A 23,068-nucleotide genomic window follows, 5' to 3' on the forward strand; every position below is an offset into this window, starting at 1 on the left:
TACTCTCGCTGGGCACGTAGTTCCACCATGGCGACAGCTATCTCGCTGGATGGGCGGACGCTCACCGCCCGCCAGAACGAAGGTGGAGATGTATCGGGGGATACGAGCATGCACTTCCGGCAGGACGGCACACACATCAGTGCCGACTACGCCGGTGGCCGTATCGTGGAGGGCTACCTCGTGGGGACCTTCGACGGCGACCGCTGGGACGTGAGATACGTCCAGTTGAACGAGGACGGCGAGACCTCGACCGGGCACTCCATCGGTGACGTGACACTGCTCGACGACGGGCGGGTCCGCGTCGAGGACGAGTGGGAGTGGGAGTCGAAACCGGGCGGCGGTCGAACCGTGCTGGAAGAAGTCATCGAGTGATCGCTGTAGCTGCCAGCTTGGCGGGTCCATCCGTCGTTCCGGTTCCGTTCTGTGTCTCCGTCGTTCCGGCAGGGACTGACGAGTCCTCCGCGGTCGCCTCGGCGTCCGGGTCACGCACGGCCGTCCCGACCTCGTCGTAGTGGAACGAGACGGTCACGGTCCGCGGCCCGTCGGGGGTCGACTGGACGTAGCGGACCGAGAGGTCCTGGACCAGTCCCTCCTCGGTCACGACCGCGACGAACCGGTACTCCGAGACGTTCGACAGTGACGGCGGTGTGCTCCAGCCGACGATGCGGTGGTAGGTCGTGCCGCCGACGGTGTACGAGGCGCTTCGGATGTTCCGTGCGCTGTCGAGGTACAGCTCGACGAAGCGCTCGGCCCTGTCCTCGTGGTAGCCCTCGCCGTAGCGCACCGCCACTGGTTGGCGGCTGACCGCGTACGTGTCACCCTTCTTCGTGACGACCTGTCGGGTCTCACCATCCGCGACGCTGGTCTGCTCGATGGTGTCGCCCGCGACAGTGATACCGACCATCTCAGACCGGTACGCCGTCTGGTTCTCGACGGTGACGACCTGCCTGGCCACCTGCCACTCCGGCCCGTCGACCGATGGGTCCGCTACACCGCCGAACTCCAGGGTCCAGCGGTACGACTGACCGGCGAGGACGTTCGCGTGCGCCTGGGCGAGCATCGCGGCATCGGTGATACCGTGGTCCGCGAGCCCGGGGGGCCGGTCGTCGAACGGGGTCGGGTCGGTCAGGGTGTCGTCACCGAAGTCACCGGGATACGGGTCGCTCTCACCGAGTCTGAAGTCGGGGTCCTCGGCGGCGATGCTGGTGTTCGAACCGGCTGCTCCGGTGCCGTCGCCTGCGTCGTCCGCCATGCCCGGCAGCAACCCGAATGCGATGCCGCCACCGACGACGAGCAGTGACACCACGACGATAGCGAGGACTGCCAGGCGGCGGGTCGAACCGACTCGGGCCAGGACCGGCCCAACACCGCCTGTCTCCCCGGCCGACGATTCGGCAGCAGCCGTCAGGTTCTCGTCGCCGTGGGGCACATCCGTCCCTAGGGCGGAACCGTACCGAAGGAACTCGGGCGAGGCTGCGAGCCCGTCGGGTCGTTTCGAGTACCGCGGCGACTGGGCCGGTTCGGCCTGCTCGGTGTTCGCTGGTGGTTCCGGACCAAGCTGGTCGGTCGCCGTCTCCGGTCGGGCCGTGGTGTCCGAATGGGAAGACTGGCCGGCCGACGGCAGGTCACTCAGCCGTGTCCCGAGCTGTTCCTCACAGATGGCGTCGACCGGCTCGCGGTCCAGCCCGTAACACGCGAACGTGTAGAGGTCGAGGACGCGCTCTGGTGGGTCATCGGGCGCGATGGCTGGATGGTAGACGAGTCGCTCGTCGCCCGAGCGAGAAGTGGACTGTGCCGGCCGGTTCTGTATCGATTCGTCAGTCTCGTCTACCGAACCAGTCGAATCCGTCGAATCGGCCCGACCCGTCACCAACCGATACCGCGTCCCGTCCCGGACGACCACCGTCTGGCCGGCGGGTCCCGCATCCGACTCCAGTGTCTCCAGCGTCTCGAACGCCTCGCTATCGACGGCGAGGAGGGCCGCGACGAAATCCTCGAACTCCACCGTCGAGAGGGCGGCGACGAGGTCGTCGAATGCGGCGCGAGACGGGGGCATCAGGTACCTGTCAGAGTTACGTGCTGGACCGACTTAGTGGCTGCACTCCCAGAAATCGACGCTTCGATTCGCCCCCTGCAGGGGTTCAATCGTCACCCGGATCGAACTCGGGGTGCCGGTCGTGGTCGTCCCCTCGGTCGGATAGCTCGACGCTCGTCCCCGTCCCGGTGAACGGGTCGGTGGGAAGCGCCTGGGAAACGAGTCCGCCGAGGACTCGGGGGGCGGCCGCCACCGTCGCCAGTGCGCCGACCGCGTTGAACACGGCGTCCATCGCGGTATCCTCGTCGCTGTAGACGATGAGCCACGGGTGGACGAGCTCGATTCCCTCCCAGACCAGCCCGAGGGCGAGCGTCGTCGTCACGACGGCGGCCGGGACGGTCCAGCCGGGAACGATGGGTGTCTGGCCGCTGAGGTAGTACGCCCGCGCGAGGATGTAGGTCGGCCCGGCGACGAGTGTCGCGGACATGAGGTGGGTGAGATGGTCCCACCACCAGACGGTGTCGTACAGGCCGAGGATACCGCCGAGGGGGTGGACGAACAGCGCGACGCTCACCCAGATGATGTGGAACGGTTCGAGGCTCACACCGAGTGCCTGCCGGACGATGAGTGGGTGGACCAGGATCAGGACGGCGTAGTGCGGGTAATCGTGGACGGCGTCGGAGGTGAGCGCGAACCCGAGCAGTATCGACGCGAGTACCAGCCTGACCACGCCCGCGACGGCGCGCCCGAGCGGGGTCCCCCCGACCGCTCGCGAGTGTCCGACAGACATACTATCCTGAGAATCGAGACGAGCGCGGATAAGGTGGAAGCGACCGAAAAGAGACGACCTAACCGGGTCGAAACCGGTGAGAGCGGCTTGCCCGAAAGTGCCTACTGTCCCGGTACCCTCTGGTGACCCGTGACCGACGACTCCCCGTCGCGTTCGTTCGCGTTCCTCGGCTGGCCCGACGACGAGCCGACGCTCAGGCTCGACTACCAGCGGTTCAGCTACGCCGGGAAGTTCGTCATGACGAGTACGGGGAAGGCGGTGGTCCGCGGCCCGGAGCACGACATGGACGACTCGCGCCCCGACGCGGGCGAGTACGACCGCGACGTGGTCGCCGCCGTCGCGTTCAACGAGGACCGGACCGACTCCGAGACGGTCTGGCTTCGGTACGTCACGGTCCGCGAAGACCGCCGCGGCGAGGGTCTCGGCCCTGCCCTCGTCGAGTTCGTGGTCGACCGGGCCCACGACGCAGGGTACGACCGCGCCCGCATCGCCGTCAACAACGCCTACTCCTACGAGGCGCTGTACCGGGCCGGGTTCGGCTACACTGGGCGCGAGACCGGTATCGCGGAACTCGTCCTCGAACACCCGGTCCCCGCCGGGAATGACCGGGACGCCCACGCCGCGGCCTACCGCGACGGGCTCGCCGTCTTCGCGGACCGCGACGACCTGTCGGCGGCCGAGCGCGCGTTCATCGCGGAGAAGCGCGAGCGCGGCCCGCCCCGGTGAGCACGCCGGGGCTCCCTCCAGTCGCAGCCCCGGAATCACCAGTATTGAAAGCCTCCGGCCCGTAGCGACGCCAAGATGGGAAATTCAGACCTTCGGGCCCTCGCACACATCGAGGAGGTCCCGTTCGACGAACTCGGCGGTGGCGTCGTGGCGGTCGACGCCCACAACTGGCTCTATCGCTACCTGACGACCACGGTCCGCTGGACCAGCGACCACCGGTACACCACCGAAGACGGTGACGAGGTCGCGAACCTCATCGGCATCGTCCAGGGGCTCCCCAAGTTCTTCGAGCACGACCTGACCCCGGTGATGGTGTTCGACGGCGGGCCCTCGGAGCTGAAGACCGACGAGATAGAGTCCCGTCGCGAGCAGCGCCAGAAGATGGAAGAACGCCTCGAGGAGGCCCGCGAGGAGGGTGACACTGCCGAGGTCGCCCGCCTCGACTCCGCCACCCAGCGCCTTACCCCTGTTATCCAGGAGACCAGCCGCGAACTCCTGCGCCTGCTCGACGTCCCCGTGGTCGAAGCCCCCGCAGAGGGCGAGGCCCAGTGTGCCCACATCGCGAAGCGCGGCGACGCCGAGTACGTCGGCACGGAGGATTACGACGCGCTCCTGTTCGGCGCACCCGTCACCCTCCGCCAGCTCACCAGCAAGGGCGACCCCGAGCGGATGGATCTGTCCAAAACGCTCGACGAACTCGACGTGACCCTCGAACAGCTCATCGATATCGCCATCCTCTGTGGCACCGACTTCAACGAGGGCGTCCACGGGTACGGCCCCAAGACCGCCCTGAAGAAGATTCGCGAACACGGCGACCTCTGGACCGTCTTCGAGGAGGAGGACGTCTACGTCGAGAACGCCGACCTCGTCCGCGCCCTGTTCCGCGACCCGAACGTCACCGATGACTACGAGTTCGACACCAGCATCTCCCCCGACGTGGACGCGGCCCGGGAGTACGTCGTCGAGGAGTGGGAGGTGGACCCCGACGAGGTTCGCCGTGGGTTCGAGCGCATCGAGGACGGCCTGACCCAGACCGGGCTGGACAACTGGACCTGAAGCGACCGATTCTGTCACTGTTGGGCCGGTCGGATTCGCCTCTGGAGAGAATGTCGGGTAGTCGCCGTTCTCTCTCGCTGGTGGCAGGACCGCGACCGCCCCGCGCCGCAACCACACCCTCCCCAGCCGACTCCCTCCGTTCCACTCCGGTCGTCCCTCGCGCGACGCTGGTTCGCGGCCTCCGGCACGCTCACCAGCGCGCGCCAGGCGGTCTTTCAGCCCGTCATCTGTACTCGAACAATCGGTCTGGCGCGTGCAGGCGGGCGGTCTCGTCCGCCCGCCGAAGCGCGCGAGGGATGACTGGAACGGAGCGGAGCGTAGTGGAAGGAATCGGCTGGGGAGGCTGTGGTGTGGTCATAGCCACCAGCGCGAGTCATCACGCCGTTCTTACAGGCCACCTCGATACCAATATGGCCCGAGCAACCAACCAAGACTGCCAGCCAGAACCAGACAATTAAACCCGACGCCCACCTCACCCCGAGTAATGACACCCGAGGAAGTCGCCGACATGATCGAAGCGAACCTCGACGACGCCCAGGCGACCGTCGAACGCGCCCGCGGCGAGCACGACGACGACCACCTGCGCGCCACGGTCGTCTCGCCCGCCTTCGAGGGCAAGCCGCTTGTCCAGCAGCACCAGCTCGTCTACGACGCGCTGGGTGAGCACATGACGACCGACATCCACGCGCTGGAGCTGAAGACGTACACGCCCGAGGAGTACGCCGAGCTGTAGCGGGGACTCACAGGCTACCGACGAGGACGGCTTTTTTACGCCAGCGGGCTACCGTGTCAGTATGGAAACCCTTCACGGACGCGTTCGCATCGAGTGGGCAGTCCGGTCGGTCATCACCGCGGTCGTCCTCGGTGGCATCCTGTTCGGGCTCGACCGGGTCGCCGAACTCGGGCTGGGGCTGGCGATTCCCGTCGCGCTGGCAGTCCTCATCATCGCCATCGGCGTCGGGCACGCGATACTGCTCTACCGCGACTGGCGGTTCGACCTCGAATCCGATTCGCTGTATCTCGAACGCGGCGTGATTACGCGGGTCGAGACCGCCGTCCCCTACGTCCGCGTCCAGCACGTCGACACGCAGCGCGGCCCCATCGACCGGGTGCTCGGGCTCTCCCGCGTCGTGGTCTACACCGCGGGCTCGCGCGGGGCGGACGTGTCGGTGCCGGGACTGACACCCGAGCGGGCCCGCCGACTGCGAAACGAGTTGCGCGACCTCGCGGTCGAGTCCGAACCGGAGGACGCGGTGTAGCGATGCGACTCCATCCAATCTCGGCGGTCTCGCGGGCGCTCCGGTACGGGGTGAACGGCCTCTCGATTCCGTTCTTCCTCGTGGTGATATTGAACACCGTCGGCGTGGGCTCGGTCGACTGGCTGTTCCTCGTCGCCCCGGTCGGGCTCGTGGTGGGTGTCGCCTACGGTGCGATGACCTACCTGCGCTACGAGTACGACCTCGGCGAGGACACCTTCGACGTGGCCCAGGGGGTCATCGGGCGAACCGAGCGCGAGATTCCGCTCCGGCGCATCCAGAACGTCGACGTGTCCCAGAACCTCCTGCACCGGGCCTTCGGTGTGGCAGTCGTCCGCATCGAGACCGCCGGTGGCGGCGGAACCGAGGCGACACTTTCGGTCGTCGCGGAGGCCGAGGCGAATCGACTCCGGCGGGAGATTCGCGAGCGCCGGGCACGAGTCACCGCCGAGGAGGCGGCCGCCCCGGCAGCCGAGACGGCCGCTGAACCCAACGCTGGAGGAGCGGCCGAGACCGGTACCGACGTCGAGGCGGGCGAGCGCGGGCCGGCAACCGCTGCCCAGTCCCCGTCAGCCCCGCCGGCAGGTGCCGAGTCCAGCGCCACCGAGGGCCAGCGTCCCGCCACCGAACCGACCCAGCCCCGCGAACTGACCAGCGAGGTGTTGTTCGAACTCTCGCCGGTCGAACTGCTCGCGCTGGCAGTGACGCGCTTCCGGTTCCGGTCGCTCGCGCTGCTCATCGTCGCCATCCCGCTCGCGGAGGATTTCATCCTCGGACTGCTGCTCAGTGCCGCGGCTCCCTTCGGCGGCCCGAGCACGCTGGACCCCGAGGTGATGACTGGCCAGGAGATGATCGCGGTCGGTGTCGTCGGGCCGCCGCTCCTGCTGGCTGCCTCCATCCTGCTGAGCGTCGTGGTCTCCACGCTCGAGTTCTACGACTTCCGGCTGGGCCGCGAGGGCGACGACCTCGTGTACGAGCGCGGCCTGCTCCAGCGCTACAGCGGTTCCATCCCCCGTGAGAAGGTCCAGACCATCACGCTCACCGAGACCTTCCTGATGCGGCCGCTCGGGTTCGCCGGCCTCACCGTCGAGACCGCGGGCTATGCAGGAAGCCGCGCCAGCCAGGGTAGCCAGTCCGCGGTCCCCATCGCGAAACTGGACCGGACGCTCGCCCTCGCCCGCGAACTGGAGGACTTCGAGGACCTGGAGTTCACCCGGCCCCCGAAACGGGCCCGCCGGCGCTACGCCGTCCGGTACAGCATCCCCATCGTGCTCCTGCTCGCGGTCGGCTACCTCGTCTCGACGACCGTCGCGCAGATTCCCTGGTACCTCCCTGCGGTCGCCTTCCTGGTGGTCCCGTTCGCTGCCCACCTGAAGTGGGCGAACCGCGGCTTCGCCGTCGGCGAGGACCACCTGCTCATCCGCGACGGCTTCTGGAACCGGACGACCCGCGTGGTGCCGTACTACCGCATCCAGACGGTCGTGAGCGAGGCGACCGTCTTCCAGCGCCGCCTCGACCTCGCGACGCTGGTCGCAGACACGGCAAGTTCGGCGACGTTGCTCGGTGGGAGTCCGACCGCGTTCGACCTCGACGAGTCGACCGTGAACGAGTTGCAGACGGGGCTTCGGGAACGATTGCAGGCGAGTCTGCACGGGACGTGAGACATTACGGGGCGGCTCTCGTTTGCTGAATACACCCTCTGAATCCAGCACGCGATTCGTGCCACCCTCCCGGAAGTTCGGGCGCTGTTGTATACGGAGCCCGAAGTGTACACGAGCAAGTGTTGAGGGGTTTCAGTCGGGACCTTGGCCAGGGTGTATCACGCGATACGGCCACCAATGAAGCAGAGGGCTGCTCCCCCAGCGAGGGCAGCGAGGCGGAGGTTTTCGGCGGCCCCGCTATGTGTTCCCCGGTATCTGTACCGCCCCTGCGAGTAGTACCTGCCGTCGTGAGCGACAACAGCGTGCGTGCGTGACCAGTACGAGTACCCGTCGAGTGGGGTGGCCGTGCGGACAGTCCCCTCCTCGACGAGTCGCTGGACGCCAGGGCTGATATGTCGTGCGGGTGTGGACACGAGGTCGAGTGCGGTAGCGTTTGAGACGGATCTGAGGCTGACCCTCGTCGTATCATTTTCGTAGTGTCTGACCGTCGGCTGGTAGAACGCCGGGTCGTGCTCGTAAAAGATGACGAGCTCAGTCTCTGAGTCGAAGCCACGAGCGGCACGATATGTCTCGTCGGAGACGACACGGGGGCCGCCGTCTCTGACGCGGTACCCGAGCACGCATGCAGGAGTACTTGGACCGCATACCGCGGCTTCGTCTATCCACGCTAGTCTTCCAGTGAGATTCGGCTCATCAGGAGGGACTGGTTCTGCGTTGTACTCGTACGTCCAGGCGATTGAACCGATCGGCGCGAAGACGGCTGTCGCGAGCAAGAGCACACCGAGCGAGACGGTGGCGATAGGATAGATTCGAGAATCCTCGGAGGGCATACTTTGACCTCCACATCGTACGGACACAATTCTTTCTACTGAAGAGACTTATCAGAGGAAAACAATTCACCTGCCCTGATGAACCCATCCTCTGTATTCAGCACGACACATCTGACAGGATTGATTCAGAACACCGAGTGAAGCGACAGACCAATCCCTCTGACTCCGTCGGCTAGTTTCACGTCCAGCAGAAGGAAGTCGGGACCCGATTCGGGTCCTCGATTCTCTCGCCCCATCCACAGCTGTCGGGGGTCGAAAACGCCGAAAAACGGAACCGCGACGTGACGTCTTAGACCGGCTGGCCGAGCGCTTCCACGTTCTCAAGCGAACGGTTCTTCAGCGCCTCCCCCGTGTTCGCGTCGAACAGGTGGATGGCCTCCTCGGGGATGTGCGCGACGACCGGCTGGCCGGCCTCGACGCGCTGCATGCCGCCGATGGTCACGATGAACGTGTCCGGGTTGGCCGCCTCGGGGTCGAAGGTGAGGTAGAGGTTGTTCTCGTCGCCGGTCGGCTCGACCACGTCCACGACGGTCTCGAAGTCGTGGTCGCCCTCGACATCCGAGCGAATCTCGATGTCTTCGGGCCGGATACCCAGCGTGAGCTCCGTCGCGTCTCCGACGGCGTCGAGCGTCTCCTGGGAAACCGGGTAGGAGAACTTCTCGGCTTCGAGGCGATTGCCCTGCACCTCGACGTCGAAGAAGTTCATCGAGGGCTCGCCGATGAAGTCCGCGACGAACTCGTTGTTCGGCTCGTGGTAGCACTCCAGCGGCGTCCCGACCTGCTGGAGGATGCCGTCGTCGAGGATGGCGATGCGGTCGCCCATCGTCATCGCCTCCGTCTGGTCGTGGGTGACGTAGACGGTGGAGACGCCGAGGTCCTCCTGGATGCGCTGGAGTTCGGTGCGCATCTTCGCGCGCAGCTTGGCGTCGAGGTTCGACAGCGGCTCGTCCATCAGGAACACCGAGGGGTCGCGCACGATGGCGCGGCCCAGGGCGACACGCTGTTGCTGGCCGCCGGAGAGCTCCCGGGGCTTGCGGTCGAGCAGGTCGCCGATACCCATCATCTCCGCGGCCTCGGTGACCTTCTGCTGTATCTCGTCGTCCGGCATGTCCGTCGACTCCTCGAGCCCGAAGCTCATGTTCTCGGCGACGGTCATGTGCGGGTACAGCGCGTAGGACTGGAACACCATCGCGATGTCGCGGTCCGCCGGCTGCTTGTGGTTCATCAGGTCGCCACCGAGGCGAAGCTCGCCCTCGGTGACGGTCTCCAGCCCGGCGATCATCCGCAGGGTGGTGGACTTCCCACACCCCGACGGGCCGACGAGGACCAGGAATTCCCCATCAGCGATGTCGACGTTCACGTCGTCGACGGCCACGATCTCGTTCCCGTCGTCTTCGACGAACACCTTGGTGATGCCGTCGAGCGTCAGTTCAGCCATCTGTCTTCCTCCTCTGTGTCGTAGTGAATCATCTTAGGCGGTTACTCCTTTCGCGAACTGTTCTCCGAAGAAGATGTACACCAGCAGCGTCGGCAGCGCCGTGACGAACGCTGCGGCCATGCGCAGCGGGAAGTTTGTCCCGGACTGCGAGACGCCGAGGCCTGCGAGGTCCATCGTCACGACCGACGCGTCACCGGACTGTACGATGATGAGCGCGAACAGCAGGTCGTTCCAGATCTGCGTGAACTGGTAGATGAACGTCACTGCGAACATCGGGATGGACAGCGGCAGGATGATGCGCCGGTAGATCTTGTAGACCGTGGCACCGTCCAGCCGAGCCGCCTCGACCATCTCACCGGAGAGGTCCTTGTAGTACGAGCGGAACAGCAGCGTACAGATGGGAATCCCGTACGCGGTGTGCGTGATGACGAGTGCCAGGATCTTCCAGTGGTGCTCCTGGATGAGCGGCAACAGCAATGCGAACGGTTCGAACCATTCCTGCAGCGGGACGATGCTGTACCAGAACTGCGAGAGCGGCACCAGCACGGCCTGGTACGGGATGAAGATACCCGCGACGAACAGGGCGTAGATGCCGACCTGGCGCTTCCAGTGGACGCTCGTCAGCCCGAAGGCGGCCATGCTCCCGAACACCGCCGAGAGGATGGTCGCCGGAATCGTCAGCAACAGGCTGTTGAACAGGCCACTCGCGAGGCCGTCGAACGCCTGTGCCCAGTTCTCCAGGGTGAACGCCGCCGGCGAGAGCGGTGGCAGGTACGGGGCATCGCCCGTGTAGACCGCGTTGCTCTTCAGCGAGGTCATCAGCCCCGTCTCGATGGGGATGAGGTAGAACGTCGCCATCCCGGCGAGGACGGCGTAGAGCAGGACTCGCCGGAGCGAGTATCCGAATAGCTGTACGGAGTCGTCGGCGGTCGCTGTTGCGTTGCTCATAATTGCCCCCGCTGGTACTGCGTGTAGAGGTACGGCGCGACGATGGCGAGTGCCATCAGGAACAGGACGACCGCGATGGCCGACCCGTACGCCCAGTTCCCGTTGCTGTACGCCTCACGGACCATGCGGGTCGCGAGGATGTCCGCGGACGGCCCTGGCTGGTACCCCCCGTACATCGAGTACAGGAAGTCGAACGCCTTCAGCGCGAAGACGACAAGCACGACCGCCGCACTGATGGTCGCGGTCCGCAGCTGTGGGATGATGATGCGCCAGTACATGCGAACGGTGCTCGCACCGTCGACACGTGCGGCCTCGAAGTGTTCGTTCGGAATCGCGCGCAGGCCGGCGAGGTAGACGACCATGGCGTAGCCGCTGAACTGCCAGATGAGCGCGAATATCACCGCCGCGAGTTTCAACTGTGGATTCTGGACGATGCCGACGGAATCGAACCCGAGCGACGTGATGACGACGTTGATGAGCCCGGATTCGCGGTTGTACATGAACAGCCAGAACTTCGCCGTCACGACGAACGAGAGGCTCATCGGGAGCAGGTACACCGTCCGGAAGGTGTTCTCGTACCGGATCTTCTGGTCGACGAGGATGGCCAGCAGCAGGCCGAGCACCAGACAGATGGCCGTGAATGCGACCATCAGGACCAGTGTGTTCCGCGCCGAGTTCCAGATGGGTTCGATGGACAGGTTCGACCACGAGGGTGTCCCACCGGTGAACGCGATGACGTAGTTCTCGAGGTCGAGGTTGCTGTAGTCCGGCGAGGCCGTAAAGCCGGCGAGGTCCGTCAGTGAGATGACGACGTTCCAGATGATGGCCCCGTAGACGAACAGGCCCACGAGCAGGAACGGCGGCAGCCAGAACGGTGCGGACTGGACGCTGGTCCGGTCCAGGAACGACCGTTCCGCCTGCGCCTCGCCACCATCGGTCCGCACCTCCCGCCGACGGTTTGCGAGTGCCTGTTTGAGTTGTGTAAGTTTCTTGCGCATAAAATGTGATACGGCGGTGGTCTCTTAGCTGAACGACCCGAGGAGCTGCCTCGTGGTCTTGTCCACGTCGTAGGACTCGATGAAACCACTGAACGCGTCGAGGACGTTCGTCCGGATCGCCGGCGAGAGGGCGAGGCCGTGCTGGATGGACGGCGGCTGCGCCTCCGAGCTGGTGAAGTCGTCGAACTGGTCCTGCTGGAACGTGTTCAGCTTGGACGGGTCGGCGTCCTTGCGCGGCGGGATGGAGCCCTTCTTCTGGTTGAAGCGGATCTGGGCGTCCGTCGAGCCACAGTAGCTGAGGAACGTCTTCGTCGCCTCGGGCGACGGGTTGTTCGACGGGAACGGGAACGAGTCCATGTTGAGGGCGTAGTAGCCGTCGGTGCCCGGGAACGGGACGTGGTCCCAGTCCTCGCCGTAGTTGAAGTCGTCGTTGCCGCTGTAGGCACCCGCTGCCCAGTCACCCTGGTGGATGAATGCAGCCTGGTCCTTCATGAAGCGGGAGTTGCCCTCGGTCCACGAGATGGACGCGGAGTCGTCGAAGTAGAACTCCGAGTAGTCCTTGACCGTCTGGAGTGCCTTCTTCACCTGGGCCTCCTTGCCGTTCCCGTTGACGAAGGCGTTGTAGCCGGACTGGCCGGCCTGCCCGAGCAGCACGGTCGCCCAGAGCTGGACCGTCGACCAGTTGGAGCTGGTCTGCTGGGCCATCGGGGTCGCGTCGGTGTTGTCGGCGACCTTCTGCATCGCGGCCGTGAGGTCGTCCGGGGTCTCGATGCTGGATGGGTCGACACCGGCCTCCTCGACGACCGCCGTGTTGTAGAAGAGGTTGTTGATACGGTGGATGTTGAGGGGAACCGTGACGTACGTCCCGTCGAGCTGGGCCTGCTTCTTCGGTCCCGGCAGGTAGTTGCTCTTCATGTCGTCGTCCCAGACGTCACCCTCGAGGTCGCCGTACGCGCCGGCGAACTTCTCGAGGTTCTTCCCCGGCCACGCCTGCCACGTGCTCGGCGGGTTGTTCGACTGCATCCGGTTCTGGATGACCGTCCCGAGGTTCTTCCGGGCGGCACCGTTGACCGGTTCCTCCGCGAACTCCACGTCGGGGTGTTCCTCCTGGAACCCTTCGAGGAGCGCTGCGATGGCGTCGGAGCCGTCGCCGCTACTCCAGGCGTGGAGCAGTTCGATGGGCTCCTGGCTCTCACCGCCACCGGTAAGGCCACCGATACATCCGGAGAGTCCTGTCAGTCCGGCTGCACCGGCAGCGCCGGCTGTTTTCAAGATACTACGCCGCGAAACGTCAGAGGTTGAATCGTGTCCTGTCATGCCACCACGTGCCTCACGCTGCGTGAGACTTACGGGAGCTTTACGGATGCCCACACTTAACACTTGCCCAAATTAATTCACATCCGAGTGAATATTGAAGGTTTACAACGGCTGTAGTACCGTCTTTTCGTTTTCGGAAACTGTCGATTTGGGTATAAACACTGTCCACTCTCAGAGGAGTTTCGAGATAGTTGATAACATACAACATGGTGGTTCGACGGCGGTCGTCGCAGGTTTCAGCCGGCCAGGTCGGGAACCGATTCGGTGGGTTTTACGCACCGGCCCGACGACGAATCAGGTATGTCCGACGACTTCCGCACCGAGCAGGACAGCCTCGGCGAGATGCAGGTACCGGCCGACGCCTACTGGGGGGCACAGACCCAGCGCGCGGTCGAGAACTTCCCCATCTCCGGGCTCACGTTCGGGCGTCGTTTCGTCCGTGCACTGGGCGTCGTGAAGAAGGCCGCCGCGCAGGCGAACCGCGACCTCGAGATGATTCCCGAGGACAAGGCGGAGTGCATCATCGAGGCCGCCGACGAGGTCATCGCCGGCGAGCACGACGACCAGTTCCCGGTCGACGTGTTCCAGACCGGGTCGGGGACCTCCTCGAATATGAACGCCAACGAGGTCATCTCGAACCGCGCCACCGAACTGTACGGCGGCGAGATCGGGAGCCGCGAGATCCACCCGAACGACCACGTCAACTTCGGGCAGTCCTCGAACGACGTCATCCCGACCGCGATGCACGTCGCCGCCCTCGAAGCCGTCGAGAAGGACGTCATCCCGGCGCTCGACACGCTCCGCGAGGCCCTCGAAGAGAAGGCCGAGGAGTTCGACGGTATCGTCAAGACGGGCCGTACCCACCTGCAGGACGCCACGCCGGTCCGACTCGGTCAGGAGTTCGGCGGCTACAAGACGCAGGTCGAGAAGGGCCTCGTCCGCGTCGACAACACCCGCGAACACCTCGCCGAACTCGCCCTCGGTGGCACCGCGGTCGGGACGGGGCTGAACACCCACCCCGAGTTCCCCGAGCGCGCCGCCGAGTACATCACGAAGGAGACCGGCGTCCAGTTCCGCGAGGCCGACGACCACTTCGAGGCACAGGCCGCCCACGACGCCATGTCCGAGGCACACGGTGCCCTCCGGACCGTCGCCGGCAGCCTGAACAAGATCGCGAACGACCTGCGCCTGCTCGCCTCCGGCCCCCGCAACGGGCTCGGTGAACTCGAGCAGCCGGAGAACCAGCCCGGTTCGTCCATCATGCCCGGCAAGATCAACCCGGTCGTCGCCGAGGCCGTCAACCAGCTCCACAAGCAGGTCGTCGGCAACGACGCGGCCGTCTCCGCCGGTGCGGCCGAGGGGCAGATCGACCTGAACCTCTACAAACCGCTGCTGGCGTACAACTTCCTGCAGTCCGCCGAACTCATCTCGAACGGGAGCGAGGTGTTCGCCCGGAAGTTCGTCGCGAAGCTGGAGGCCAACGAGGAACACTGCGAGGAGCAGGTCGAGCAGTCGATGGCGCTCGCGACCGCGCTCAACCCGCACATCGGCTACGACAAGGCCAGCACGGCCGCCAAGACCGCACTGAAGGAGGGCAAGACGGTCCGCCAGGTCGTCATCGAGAAGGGCTACCTCAGCGAGGAGGAGGCCGACGAGATCATCGACCCCGAGGCGATGACCCACCGCGGCATCCTCGGTCAGGACGACTGACACCCCGTCGAACACCCCCCGCATAGATTCCACAGCCAGATTTTCTCTCGGCACGACACGAGCCCGCTATCTGCCACCAACGACCACGCGTGAGGATATCAAGGGCAACGTTTATTACCGGGTAATCCTCTCAGTGGAAGTGAAACAACCGCACGACGGCGTGAACTTACCGAAAGTTATCGAGAGACGGAGGAAAGTCGAACAATCCATGGGTGTTATGGTGGTTGCAGTCCAAATTTGTACTATGCACACCTGTCGTAACTGCAACCAATCGTTCAGCACAGAGCTTGCCCTAGAGATGCACGTAGACACATGCGAGAAAGGACAGCTCTTTTGTGAGGAATGTGGTGACCGATTCTCCGAGCGCGTTGCGACACGCGATGGTTGGCATTATCGATGCCCGAACGACGACTGCGACGGGGAAGGACTTGGGGAAGATATTATTCAGATAGAAGATATTCGCGCGGCGACGCAGTAACGAATCCAGAGACGCTTCTACGGCCAATCGACGACTCCAGAGTGCCACGACGCGACAGCGTGTGCGCCGCACTCATCGGGGCCGGGACTCGGTTCCCGACCGGGGTCCCCCGCCTGGGCGACCGCCCGTGGCCAGGGTCGCCGGAACTGGACGGTTTTTTACCCCTCCGACTCGGAGCGTAGCGCAATGACCGACCACGACTACGAGGCGCTGGGACTGGTCGCCGGGCTGGAGATCCACCAGCAGCTCGACACCGCGAGCAAGCTGTTCTGTGGCTGCCCGACCGACCTCCGCGAGCCGGAGGAGTCCGAGCGCGAGTTCACGCGGTACCTGCACCCGACGAAGTCCGAACTCGGGGAACTGGACGAGGCGGCGCTCGAAGAGAGCCAGGTCGAACGCGAGTTCACCTACCTCGCGTACGACTCGACCTGTCTCGTCGAGGAGGACGACGAACCGCCCCACCGGCTGGACGACGAAGCACGCGAGGTCGCCCTCGAGATCGCCCAGCTACTGGACATGGCGCCGGTCGATACGGCCCACGTCATGCGCAAGATCGTCGTCGACGGCTCGAACACCTCGGGCTTCCAGCGGTCGACCGAGATCGCGACCGACGGCGAGATATCGACCGAGGACGGCCCGGTCCGCGTCGCCGACCTGATGCTCGAAGAGGAGTCCTGCCAGCGCATCGAGGAACACGACGACGGCGTCACCTTCAGCCTCGACCGCCTCGGGATTCCGCTGGTCGAGATCGGCACGAAGCCGGACATCTCGACGCCCGAGCAGGCCCGCGAGGCCGCCGAGCGCATCGGCATGTTGCTGCGCTCGACCGGCCACGTCAAGCGCGGCCTCGGCACCATCCGCCAGGACGTGAACATCTCCATCGCCGAGGGTGCCCGCGTGGAGGTCAAGGGCGTCCAGAGCCTCGACGACATCGACGACATCGTCCGGAACGAAGCCGGGCGGCAGGTCGAACTCCTCGAGATCCGTGACGAACTCGAATCGCGCGGCGCGAGCGTCGGCGAGGTACAGGACGTGACCGACACCTTCGCCGACACCGAGAGCGGCGTCATCCGCGGCGCACTCGACTCCGGCGGGAAGGTCACCGCCGTTCCCCTCTTCGGGTTCGACGGCCTCGTCGGCCGCGAGATTCAGCCGGACCGGCGTCTTGGGACCGAGTTCTCCGACCACGCCAAGCGCCACGGTGCCGGTGGCATCTTCCACACCGACGAGCTCCCGGCCTACGGCGTCACCGAGGACGAGGTCGCGGCCCTGCGTGAGGCCGTCGACGCCGGCGAGGACGACGCCGTGGCCATCGTGGCCGCCAGCCCCGAGGTCGCCGACAACGCCATCGAGGCCGCCGCGAAGCGCGCCGAGACCGCACTCGAGGGCGTCCCGGAGGAGACCCGCGGCGCGAACGAGGACGGTACGACCCGCTACCTGCGCCCGCTCCCCGGCGCGGCCCGAATGTACCCCGAGACGGACGTCCCGCCCGTGGACCTCGATCCGAGCGAGGTCGAGACGCCCGAACTCCTGACCGAGAAGGTCGAGCGCTACCAGGACGAGTACGGACTGGACGCCGGCCTCGCCGAGCAGGTCGCCTACGGCCAGCGCATGCCGCTGTTCGAGTCCGTCGTCGCCGACGGCATCGACGCGACCCTGGCTGCCGGCACGCTCGAATCCACGCTGACCGAACTGCGCCGTGACGACGTGCCCGTCGAGACCCTCACCGACGAGCACCTGCGCGACGCGCTCTCGCTCGTCGACCAGGGCGAGGTGCCCAACGAGGGCATGAACGACCTGCTGACCGCGCTCGCCGAGGACCCGAGCCTGACGGCCGAGGAAGCCGTCGAGGCCGAGGGCCTGGGTGGCGTCTCCGAGGACGAGGTTCGCGAGGCCGTCGCGGAGGTCGTCGAGCGGAATTCGGACCAGGTCGAAGAAGAGGGTATGGGCGCGTTCTCCGCGCTCATGGGCGAGTGCATGGGTGCGCTCCGGGGCAAGGCCGGTGGTGACACCGTGAGTGCCGTGCTCCGCGAGGAGATTCAGAAGCGCGCCTGACTGCTTCCCGCGACACTCTCCGTATTCTCCAGATTCTCGACTCCCCGTGCTACACAAGACACTTCTCTCTATTTGGCATACTTACCAGATGAATGACGGAAGGTACCACCAGACGCCGGTTCTGTGGGACGGTGGGTGCAGTTCTTTCCGTAGCAACTGGTGGCTGTCTACAGACACTGTTCGTCGAACAACCGTACGGTGACCTCGTCGTCTCGAACCAGCACGACCGTCGGCATACCGTCTCGATCACCGCCTCGAACGACCACTTCATGCACGAGGGAAAGCCAGCAGCGAACCGACGGCTCCAGCAGCCCATCGAACCCGGCGAGACGATTCGGAAAGCACGTTTCTTCGTCAGTGGTGAAACCGATGTCCGAATCAGCGTCGATGGCGTGTCGGTCGGACACGAAACCGTCGACGTATGGCGGGGTGAAGGCGGCGAGGACGACCGCCACGAGGAAGCACTCGAAGTGAATATTCGGCCCGATGGAACCACGGTCGTCGACGTTGTGGTGACTCACACTGCGTCGTAATTCGGGGTTGTAGAATCGAGGTAGTGGAACCGGGATGACCGGTCAGTCAGCCCCGCGCCCGTACGGCTCCCCGGACCCGGCCTGGTCGCGCAGCGCCTTCTTGATGCGCGCCTCGTAGGTCACCGGGTCCGAGATGCGCTGGGAGACGTAGAACGACAGCCCGACGAGCACGAGCGCGAACGCCGCGTCGGTCAGCCAGTGGACGCCCAGGTAGAACGTCGAGAACATGATGGCGACGGTGAGCCCGCCAGCGAGCCTGGCGTAGCGCGGGGAGCTGTACCGGGAGTACACCGCGGCGAGCGCGGAGATGCCGGTGTGCAGGCTCGGGAACGCCTTCACGAGCGTGTCGGTCGAGGTGATGCCCTCGGTGATGACGGGGTGGAGGTCGTACATCAGTGCCTCCATGCCGGACCCGCCCGTGGCGGTGTGCCCGAGGTACTCGGAGGTGACCGACACCGGGAACGCGAGGAAGTACGGGAGCGCCATGAGGACGAGCATGGCGTACGCCGCACAGTAGCGTCGGGCCTGCTCGGGGTCGTGTGCCTTCAGCTTCCAGTAGGTGAACAGCGTGACGAACGGGAACCCGATGAGGTAGACGAACGTCATCGCGTAGGTGAGCGGGACCCACGTGACCGTCTGGAACAGCATGACGGTGGTGCCTTCGAGGCCGTAGATGACGGACGTGTAGGTCCGGCCGGCGTAGAAGTGGTGTGCCATCGTGTTCACGCCGAACGTGACCACCCAGGCCACGCCGAGGTACTTCCAGTCGGTCCGCACGAGCCCGCCGACGAACGACCGGAACGAGACGTCGGGGACGAAGAGGCGGAAGCCGAGCGCGAAGACGAGCAGCGTCGGCACGGCTACGAGCAAGCTGAACCAGGTGCCGGGGGAGAGGGAGGGCAGTAGCTGCTCCATATGTCTATATACCGATACCGTTCTGTCGTTGTATTATTGTTTCGGTGCGGAGACCACTACGGCTCACCGGGTATGGAGGTCGCATCTGGGGACTCCAGTGTACTAGTCCGGCTGGAAATAAACCCTTTCTGTAATGTTCGCCGTCCGGGTGGTCTCAGTCGTCCTGCCCGGTGGCTTCACCGGGCTCGTCGCGGTCGGCAGGGTCCCGAGCGACACTCGCGAGCTCCGGGTGGTTCGTCGCCCGCCGGAAGATACCGAGGAGGGAGCGGGCCTCGCGCTGGGTCGGGTGCGCCCGTCCGAACACGCGGCGAGCCATCCGCAGGGTCTTCGCGCGCTTCTCCTCGGGGTGGTCGATGCTGTCGAGCAGGTCGTCGAACTGGTCGTAGAGTCGGTCGAGCATCGCCTCCTCGGCGCGCTCGTGCTCGCGGTCCGGCAGCTGGGTCTCCTCGACTGTGAGCCCGCGGAGTTCGTACAGCGTGATGGTCGCGGCCTGGCCGAGATTGAGGACGGGATAATCGTCGCTCGCGGGAATCGAGCAGACGGCGTCGACCTTCGAGAGCTCCTCGTTGGTCAGGCCATCGGCCTCGCGCCCGAAGATGAGACAGGCGTCGGCGTCCAGCCCCGCGAGGTCGTCTGCGAGTTCGTCCGGCGTGAAGAAGGGGAACCGGACGTGCTTGCGGCAGTCCTCGTTGGTCGTCGCGGTGAGGCCGACCGTGTAGTAGTTGTCGACGAGGTAGTCGAAGTCGACCTCCTTCGCGTTCGCGAGCACGTCCTCGCGTGCGCGGCCGGCGAAGCCCCACGCCTCGCTGTGCTTCTCCTGGGTGCCCTCCGGCGGGTCGACGAGCAGGAGTTCCGACATGCCGAAGTTCTTCATCGCCCGGGCGATGGTGCCCACGTTCCCCGGCGTCTTGCTGTCGACGACGGCGACTGCTGGTGTCGTCATCAGTTATCGCCCGTCGGGTACTCCTTCGTGATGTCCATGTTCCGGATGTCGATGCGCTCCTTGGGCTGGCCGTCGTCGACGCCCGCGTGCTCGTTGCCCTCCAGGTCGTCGGCGTCCGGCAGGTCCGGCTTCGGCAGGTCCAGCGGGTCCGTCTCGACGTGCTCGACCCCGCCGTAGTCCTCGGGTGCACGCCCGCCGTCTGCGAACCACTCGTGGAACTCGTCCTCGAACAGGTCCGTCTCGGCGTGCTCGATGCCGCCCTCCTCGCGGAACCAGTAGAGGAAGTCCGGCTCGTGCTCGTCACAGAGCACGACCTCGTTCAGTGGCTCCCCGTACACCACCGACGCGACGTTGCACTGCTCGACGTTCGCGTCGCCGTGGATCAGCCAGCAGGCGTCACAGGGCCCGTTGTAGACGACGCCGAGGCGCACGAGCCGTCGCTTCGTGTCCTCGTCCATCTCGTCGAAGGGACGGACCTCGCCCTCCGCGGTGAACACCTCGTCCTCGTCGAAGCGCCACCCCCGGAGACCGATACTTATCTTGCTCATACCCGGTGGTATCGGGTCTGTGGGTAAAAACGACGCGTCTTCGGGTGTCGCGATGTGGTACAGAGTTTTCCCGTGTTTCTTCGTACGATGCCATGGATTCCGATAGCACGACGACTCGCGCCGATTGCGATGGAAACCGCAACCGCACCGCAGCCACACCCTCCCCAGCCGACTCCCTCCGCATTCGCTCCGGTCGTCCCTCGCGCGCTGCTGACTCCTGGCTTCGCGTTGCGAGGCGACTCGGTCGCCTCGCGCTCAGCACACTCGTCAGCGCGCGCCTCATCGCTGTTCTGCCGAGCATCTGTACCCAGCCAATCAGTCTGGCGCGTGCAGGCGGGCGATCTCGTTCGCCCGCCGAACCGCGCGAGGGACGAAGCGCGCAGTGTAGCAACGCGGAACGAGCACTGGAGTCGGCTGGGGAGGCCGTGGTTGCGGTGTGGTGCGGAGGCGGTCATCGCCAACAGCGCGAGTGAACTGCTCGTAGTCACCACCAGCACTGGCCCCAATCACACCTCGAAACCCTCCGACAAGCGCTGACAGAACTCCCGGCAGGTCGAACGGGGAACAGGCCGTTTTTCACGATTCAGACCCCCAACCCAGGTAATGAGAGACGTAGACGCCGCCGGGCTCGGCATCGGGGACGGCTACCCGACGCGGGTCATGGGCGTGCTCAACGTGAGTTCGGAGTCGCCGTACAAGCCGAGCGTCTTCGACGACGCGGGCGACGCGGCCGCGTACGTGGACGAGGAGCTCATCGGTGAGGGCGCGGACATCGTGGACGTGGGCCTCGAATCGGCGAACAAGAAGTTCGAGGTGCTCTCGGCAGAACAGGAGCTCGACCGCCTCGACGTGGCCCTCGAAACGATCGAATCAACCTCGGGAGACGCCATCTGGTCTATCGAGACGCGCTACCACGAGGTGGCCGAGGCGGCCATCGAGGGCGGTTTCGACATGGTGAACGACATCGCGGGCTTCGCGGACCCGAAGCTGCCCGAGGTCTGTGCCGAGTACGACGTGGCGGTCGCGAAGATGGCCAGCCCGCCGAACCTGAAACGGCCGGGCGCGGTCGAGGAGACACCCTGGGCCGAGCGCAAGGGAGCCGAGTGGGCCGAGTCGGCGGACTACATCGACCAGGTGTACGAGGCCCTGAAACAGAACGGGCTGACGGACAAGACCATCGTGGACCCCGCCTTCGGGGGGTGGTCCGAGGCGCAGACGACCGAGCAGGACCGCGAGGTCCTGCGAAGACTGCGGGAGTTCCGCGGGCTGGGCCAGCCCATCCTGGTCTCCATCAACCGGAAGAACTTCCTGCGCGAGCTGACCGACCGCTCGACCGAGGACGCCCTGGCCGTCTCGCTGGCGGCGACCTCGATGGCCATCGAGCGCGGCGCACACGTCGTGCGGACCCACGACGTGCGGGAGACGGTCGACGCCTGCGCCGTGGGGGACGCCTTCACGCCGGAGCGGTACCGCGGGGACGCGGACGACGTCGCGGTCGAGGAGCTCGACGTCCAGACCGAGGGCGACGTGTCGCGACACGTCGAACGCCTCGGAACCGAGGACGTTGCGGCGGACGCGACCCGGGCCGTGTTCGAGGTGTCCGGGCTCACCGCCGGACAGGCAGAATCGCTCGCCGCGGCGGCGTCTGACGCGGGCGCGGTGTTCGTCACCGGCGCGGACCCCGGAAACGCGGGGCTGCTCGTCGGCAGTCACCGCGCACTTCGCGAACTGGCCGGTTCGACGCCCGATGACGCCGGTCTGGTCGCTGTCATCGACGCGGTAGATGCGACGGTGGCCTGACCGCGCGCGAGCGACTCGCCGGGGAGCGGCGCGCGGCCGACCCGACCCGAGACCGGACGAGCCGGGCGCAGTGTCCCGTTTCTCAAACGGTGAAAACGACCTTTTGAGGAGTGTAAGGGTCGATTATCCCACTAATTTCGAGTGAACAGAATGGTCGAATGGTAGGAACGAATCCGTCGCGTGCAACTGGTTTCGGGCCGCGAATGACGGAGGAAAGAGAGAAAACTTATACTGGGGCAGTATGAACGAACGGGTGGAAGCCGGGAGGGCCTCTCGGGTAGGGGTACCTTGTAAGAGGCAATCTCGGCCCACACCAACGGTTATCTTGGACTCACTCTGGTAGCCACAGGTATGGAATTCACCGAGTTCGAACCCGTCTACGAGCGCATCCTGCAGGACTTCGGCTTCGGCCGCGAGGGTGACGAGCGCGCCCGTGACGTGCTGGCCGACCTGACGACACCGTTCGACGAGTCACGTCTGTCCATGCTGACGGGCGAGCGCATCGCGATCTGCGGCGCAGGACCGTCGCTGGCCGAGGACCTCGCGAGCCTCGACGCGGACCGGGTCGTGGCGGCCTCCACGGCCGCGGCGGTCTGTCGAGAGCACGGTGTCGAGGTCGACGTGTACGTGACCGACCTCGACGCCGAACCGGAGCTGGCGGCGGAACTGAGTGCCGCCGGGACACCGACGGTCGTCCACGCGCACGGGGACAACATCGAGACGGTCCGCGAGCTGGTGCCGACGCTGACACAGGAACACGTCCTGCCGACGACGCAGGCGGCCCCGAAGGAGCACGTCCGGAACTTCGGCGGGTTCACCGACGGCGACCGGGCGGCGTTCCTCGCGGACCACGTCGGCGCGAGCGAACTGGTCTTCCCCGGCTGGAACTTCGAGGACCCGTCGGTCGGCGCGATGAAGAAACAGAAGCTGGCGTGGGCCGCGCGGTTGCTCTACTGGCTGGAACAGCGCCGCGACGAGAGATTCGAGATTCTCGACGAGGTTCGAGACGGCTTAGAACTGCCCTAAAGCGC

Annotated in this window: 22 protein-coding genes; 12 read left to right on the forward strand and 10 right to left on the reverse strand. The window is 65.7% G+C overall.

Annotated elements, in window-relative coordinates; genetic code table 11:
* The first annotated feature begins 27 nt into the window (after nucleotides 1–27).
* Nucleotides 28–372 carry a hypothetical protein gene (locus N6C22_RS14540; RefSeq protein WP_261651842.1) on the forward strand — a complete coding sequence of 115 codons (345 nt, stop codon included), beginning with the start codon at nucleotides 28–30 and terminating at the stop codon, nucleotides 370–372.
* On the opposite strand, the gene N6C22_RS14545 is transcribed toward N6C22_RS14540, so the two are convergent.
* Together N6C22_RS14545 and N6C22_RS14550 are read right to left on the reverse strand one after the other, a co-directional pair.
* A complete protein-coding gene (locus N6C22_RS14545) occupies nucleotides 362–2,056 on the reverse strand; it encodes a hypothetical protein (protein ID WP_261651843.1) in 1,695 nt (564 codons plus the stop codon). The two genes, N6C22_RS14540 and N6C22_RS14545, sit on opposite strands and share 11 nt — an antisense overlap.
* Nucleotides 2,057–2,141: 85 nt before the next feature.
* Nucleotides 2,142–2,825, reverse strand: coding sequence for a hypothetical protein (locus N6C22_RS14550; protein WP_261651844.1), 684 nt, complete (start codon nucleotides 2,823–2,825; stop codon nucleotides 2,142–2,144).
* 129 nt (nucleotides 2,826–2,954) lie between these two features.
* Between N6C22_RS14550 and N6C22_RS14555 the strand changes: the two genes are divergently transcribed.
* The 5 genes from N6C22_RS14555 (at nucleotide 2,955) to N6C22_RS14575 (ending at nucleotide 7,524) form a co-directional block, all read left to right on the forward strand.
* The gene (locus N6C22_RS14555; protein ID WP_261651845.1) at nucleotides 2,955–3,551 is read left to right on the forward strand and encodes a GNAT family N-acetyltransferase; all 597 of its coding nucleotides are present in this window, start codon (nucleotides 2,955–2,957) and stop codon (nucleotides 3,549–3,551) included.
* Nucleotides 3,552–3,626: 75 nt separating this feature from the next.
* Nucleotides 3,627–4,607 (forward strand): flap endonuclease-1, encoded by a 981-nt coding sequence (gene fen, locus N6C22_RS14560; protein ID WP_261651846.1) that lies wholly within the window; start codon nucleotides 3,627–3,629, stop codon nucleotides 4,605–4,607.
* Nucleotides 4,608–5,091: 484 nt separating this feature from the next.
* Nucleotides 5,092–5,340 carry a BolA family protein gene (locus N6C22_RS14565; protein ID WP_261651847.1) on the forward strand — a complete coding sequence of 83 codons (249 nt, stop codon included), beginning with the start codon at nucleotides 5,092–5,094 and terminating at the stop codon, nucleotides 5,338–5,340.
* Nucleotides 5,341–5,401: 61 nt separating this feature from the next.
* The gene (locus N6C22_RS14570) at nucleotides 5,402–5,866 is read left to right on the forward strand and encodes a PH domain-containing protein (protein ID WP_261651848.1); all 465 of its coding nucleotides are present in this window, start codon (nucleotides 5,402–5,404) and stop codon (nucleotides 5,864–5,866) included.
* Between the two features lie 2 nt (nucleotides 5,867–5,868).
* The gene (locus tag N6C22_RS14575; RefSeq protein WP_261651849.1) at nucleotides 5,869–7,524 is read left to right on the forward strand and encodes a PH domain-containing protein; all 1,656 of its coding nucleotides are present in this window, start codon (nucleotides 5,869–5,871) and stop codon (nucleotides 7,522–7,524) included.
* Nucleotides 7,525–7,682: 158 nt separating this feature from the next.
* Here N6C22_RS14575 and N6C22_RS14580 read toward each other — a convergent pair whose 3' ends face one another.
* The 5 genes from N6C22_RS14580 to N6C22_RS14600 form a co-directional block, all read right to left on the reverse strand.
* Nucleotides 7,683–8,354 (reverse strand): hypothetical protein, encoded by a 672-nt coding sequence (locus N6C22_RS14580; protein ID WP_261651850.1) that lies wholly within the window; start codon nucleotides 8,352–8,354, stop codon nucleotides 7,683–7,685.
* Between the two features lie 289 nt (nucleotides 8,355–8,643).
* On the reverse strand, nucleotides 8,644–9,792 hold the full coding sequence (locus tag N6C22_RS14585; protein WP_261651851.1) for an ABC transporter ATP-binding protein: 1,149 nt from the start codon (nucleotides 9,790–9,792) through the stop codon (nucleotides 8,644–8,646).
* Between the two features lie 33 nt (nucleotides 9,793–9,825).
* On the reverse strand, nucleotides 9,826–10,740 hold the full coding sequence (locus tag N6C22_RS14590; protein ID WP_261651854.1) for a carbohydrate ABC transporter permease: 915 nt from the start codon (nucleotides 10,738–10,740) through the stop codon (nucleotides 9,826–9,828).
* Complete coding sequence (locus N6C22_RS14595; protein WP_261651855.1) at nucleotides 10,737–11,738, reverse strand: carbohydrate ABC transporter permease; 1,002 nt, start codon at nucleotides 11,736–11,738, stop codon at nucleotides 10,737–10,739. Before N6C22_RS14595 ends, N6C22_RS14590 begins: the two co-directional genes overlap by 4 nt.
* A 24-nt stretch (nucleotides 11,739–11,762) precedes the next feature.
* A complete protein-coding gene (locus tag N6C22_RS14600) occupies nucleotides 11,763–13,055 on the reverse strand; it encodes an ABC transporter substrate-binding protein (RefSeq protein ID WP_369684414.1) in 1,293 nt (430 codons plus the stop codon).
* Nucleotides 13,056–13,355: 300 nt separating this feature from the next.
* Here N6C22_RS14600 and N6C22_RS14605 point away from each other — a divergent pair, with 300 nt between their 5' ends.
* From N6C22_RS14605 to N6C22_RS14620, 4 genes are all read left to right on the forward strand, one after another.
* Nucleotides 13,356–14,765, forward strand: coding sequence for an aspartate ammonia-lyase (locus N6C22_RS14605; RefSeq protein ID WP_261651857.1), 1,410 nt, complete (start codon nucleotides 13,356–13,358; stop codon nucleotides 14,763–14,765).
* Nucleotides 14,766–15,009: 244 nt separating this feature from the next.
* Nucleotides 15,010–15,243, forward strand: coding sequence for an HVO_2901 family zinc finger protein (locus tag N6C22_RS14610; protein ID WP_261652567.1), 234 nt, complete (start codon nucleotides 15,010–15,012; stop codon nucleotides 15,241–15,243).
* Between the two features lie 186 nt (nucleotides 15,244–15,429).
* Nucleotides 15,430–17,298: a Glu-tRNA(Gln) amidotransferase subunit GatE gene (gene gatE, locus N6C22_RS14615; RefSeq protein ID WP_261651858.1), complete on the forward strand. Its 1,869-nt coding sequence runs from the start codon at nucleotides 15,430–15,432 to the stop codon at nucleotides 17,296–17,298.
* A 92-nt stretch (nucleotides 17,299–17,390) separates the two neighbouring features.
* The gene (locus N6C22_RS14620; protein ID WP_261651859.1) at nucleotides 17,391–17,831 is read left to right on the forward strand and encodes a hypothetical protein; all 441 of its coding nucleotides are present in this window, start codon (nucleotides 17,391–17,393) and stop codon (nucleotides 17,829–17,831) included.
* Nucleotides 17,832–17,873: 42 nt separating this feature from the next.
* Here the strand turns inward: N6C22_RS14620 and N6C22_RS14625 are convergent, their stop codons facing one another.
* The 3 genes from N6C22_RS14625 to N6C22_RS14635 form a co-directional block, all read right to left on the reverse strand.
* Nucleotides 17,874–18,746, reverse strand: a complete 873-nt coding sequence (locus N6C22_RS14625; protein WP_261651860.1) for a phosphatase PAP2 family protein — start codon at nucleotides 18,744–18,746, stop codon at nucleotides 17,874–17,876.
* Between the two features lie 154 nt (nucleotides 18,747–18,900).
* A complete protein-coding gene (locus N6C22_RS14630; RefSeq protein WP_261651861.1) occupies nucleotides 18,901–19,689 on the reverse strand; it encodes an RNA methyltransferase in 789 nt (262 codons plus the stop codon).
* Nucleotides 19,689–20,237, reverse strand: a complete 549-nt coding sequence (locus N6C22_RS14635) for a hypothetical protein (RefSeq protein WP_261651862.1) — start codon at nucleotides 20,235–20,237, stop codon at nucleotides 19,689–19,691. Before N6C22_RS14635 ends, N6C22_RS14630 begins: the two co-directional genes overlap by 1 nt.
* Nucleotides 20,238–20,840: 603 nt before the next feature.
* Between N6C22_RS14635 and folP the strand changes: the two genes are divergently transcribed.
* A complete protein-coding gene (gene folP, locus N6C22_RS14640; protein WP_261651863.1) occupies nucleotides 20,841–22,037 on the forward strand; it encodes a dihydropteroate synthase in 1,197 nt (398 codons plus the stop codon).
* A 351-nt stretch (nucleotides 22,038–22,388) separates the two neighbouring features.
* On the forward strand, nucleotides 22,389–23,063 hold the full coding sequence (locus tag N6C22_RS14645; RefSeq protein ID WP_261651864.1) for a 6-hydroxymethylpterin diphosphokinase MptE-like protein: 675 nt from the start codon (nucleotides 22,389–22,391) through the stop codon (nucleotides 23,061–23,063).
* Nucleotides 23,064–23,068: the final 5 nt, after the last annotated feature.

The sequence above is a fragment of the Haloarchaeobius sp. HME9146 genome, from assembly GCF_025399835.1.
Lineage (GTDB): Archaea > Halobacteriota > Halobacteria > Halobacteriales > Natrialbaceae > Haloarchaeobius.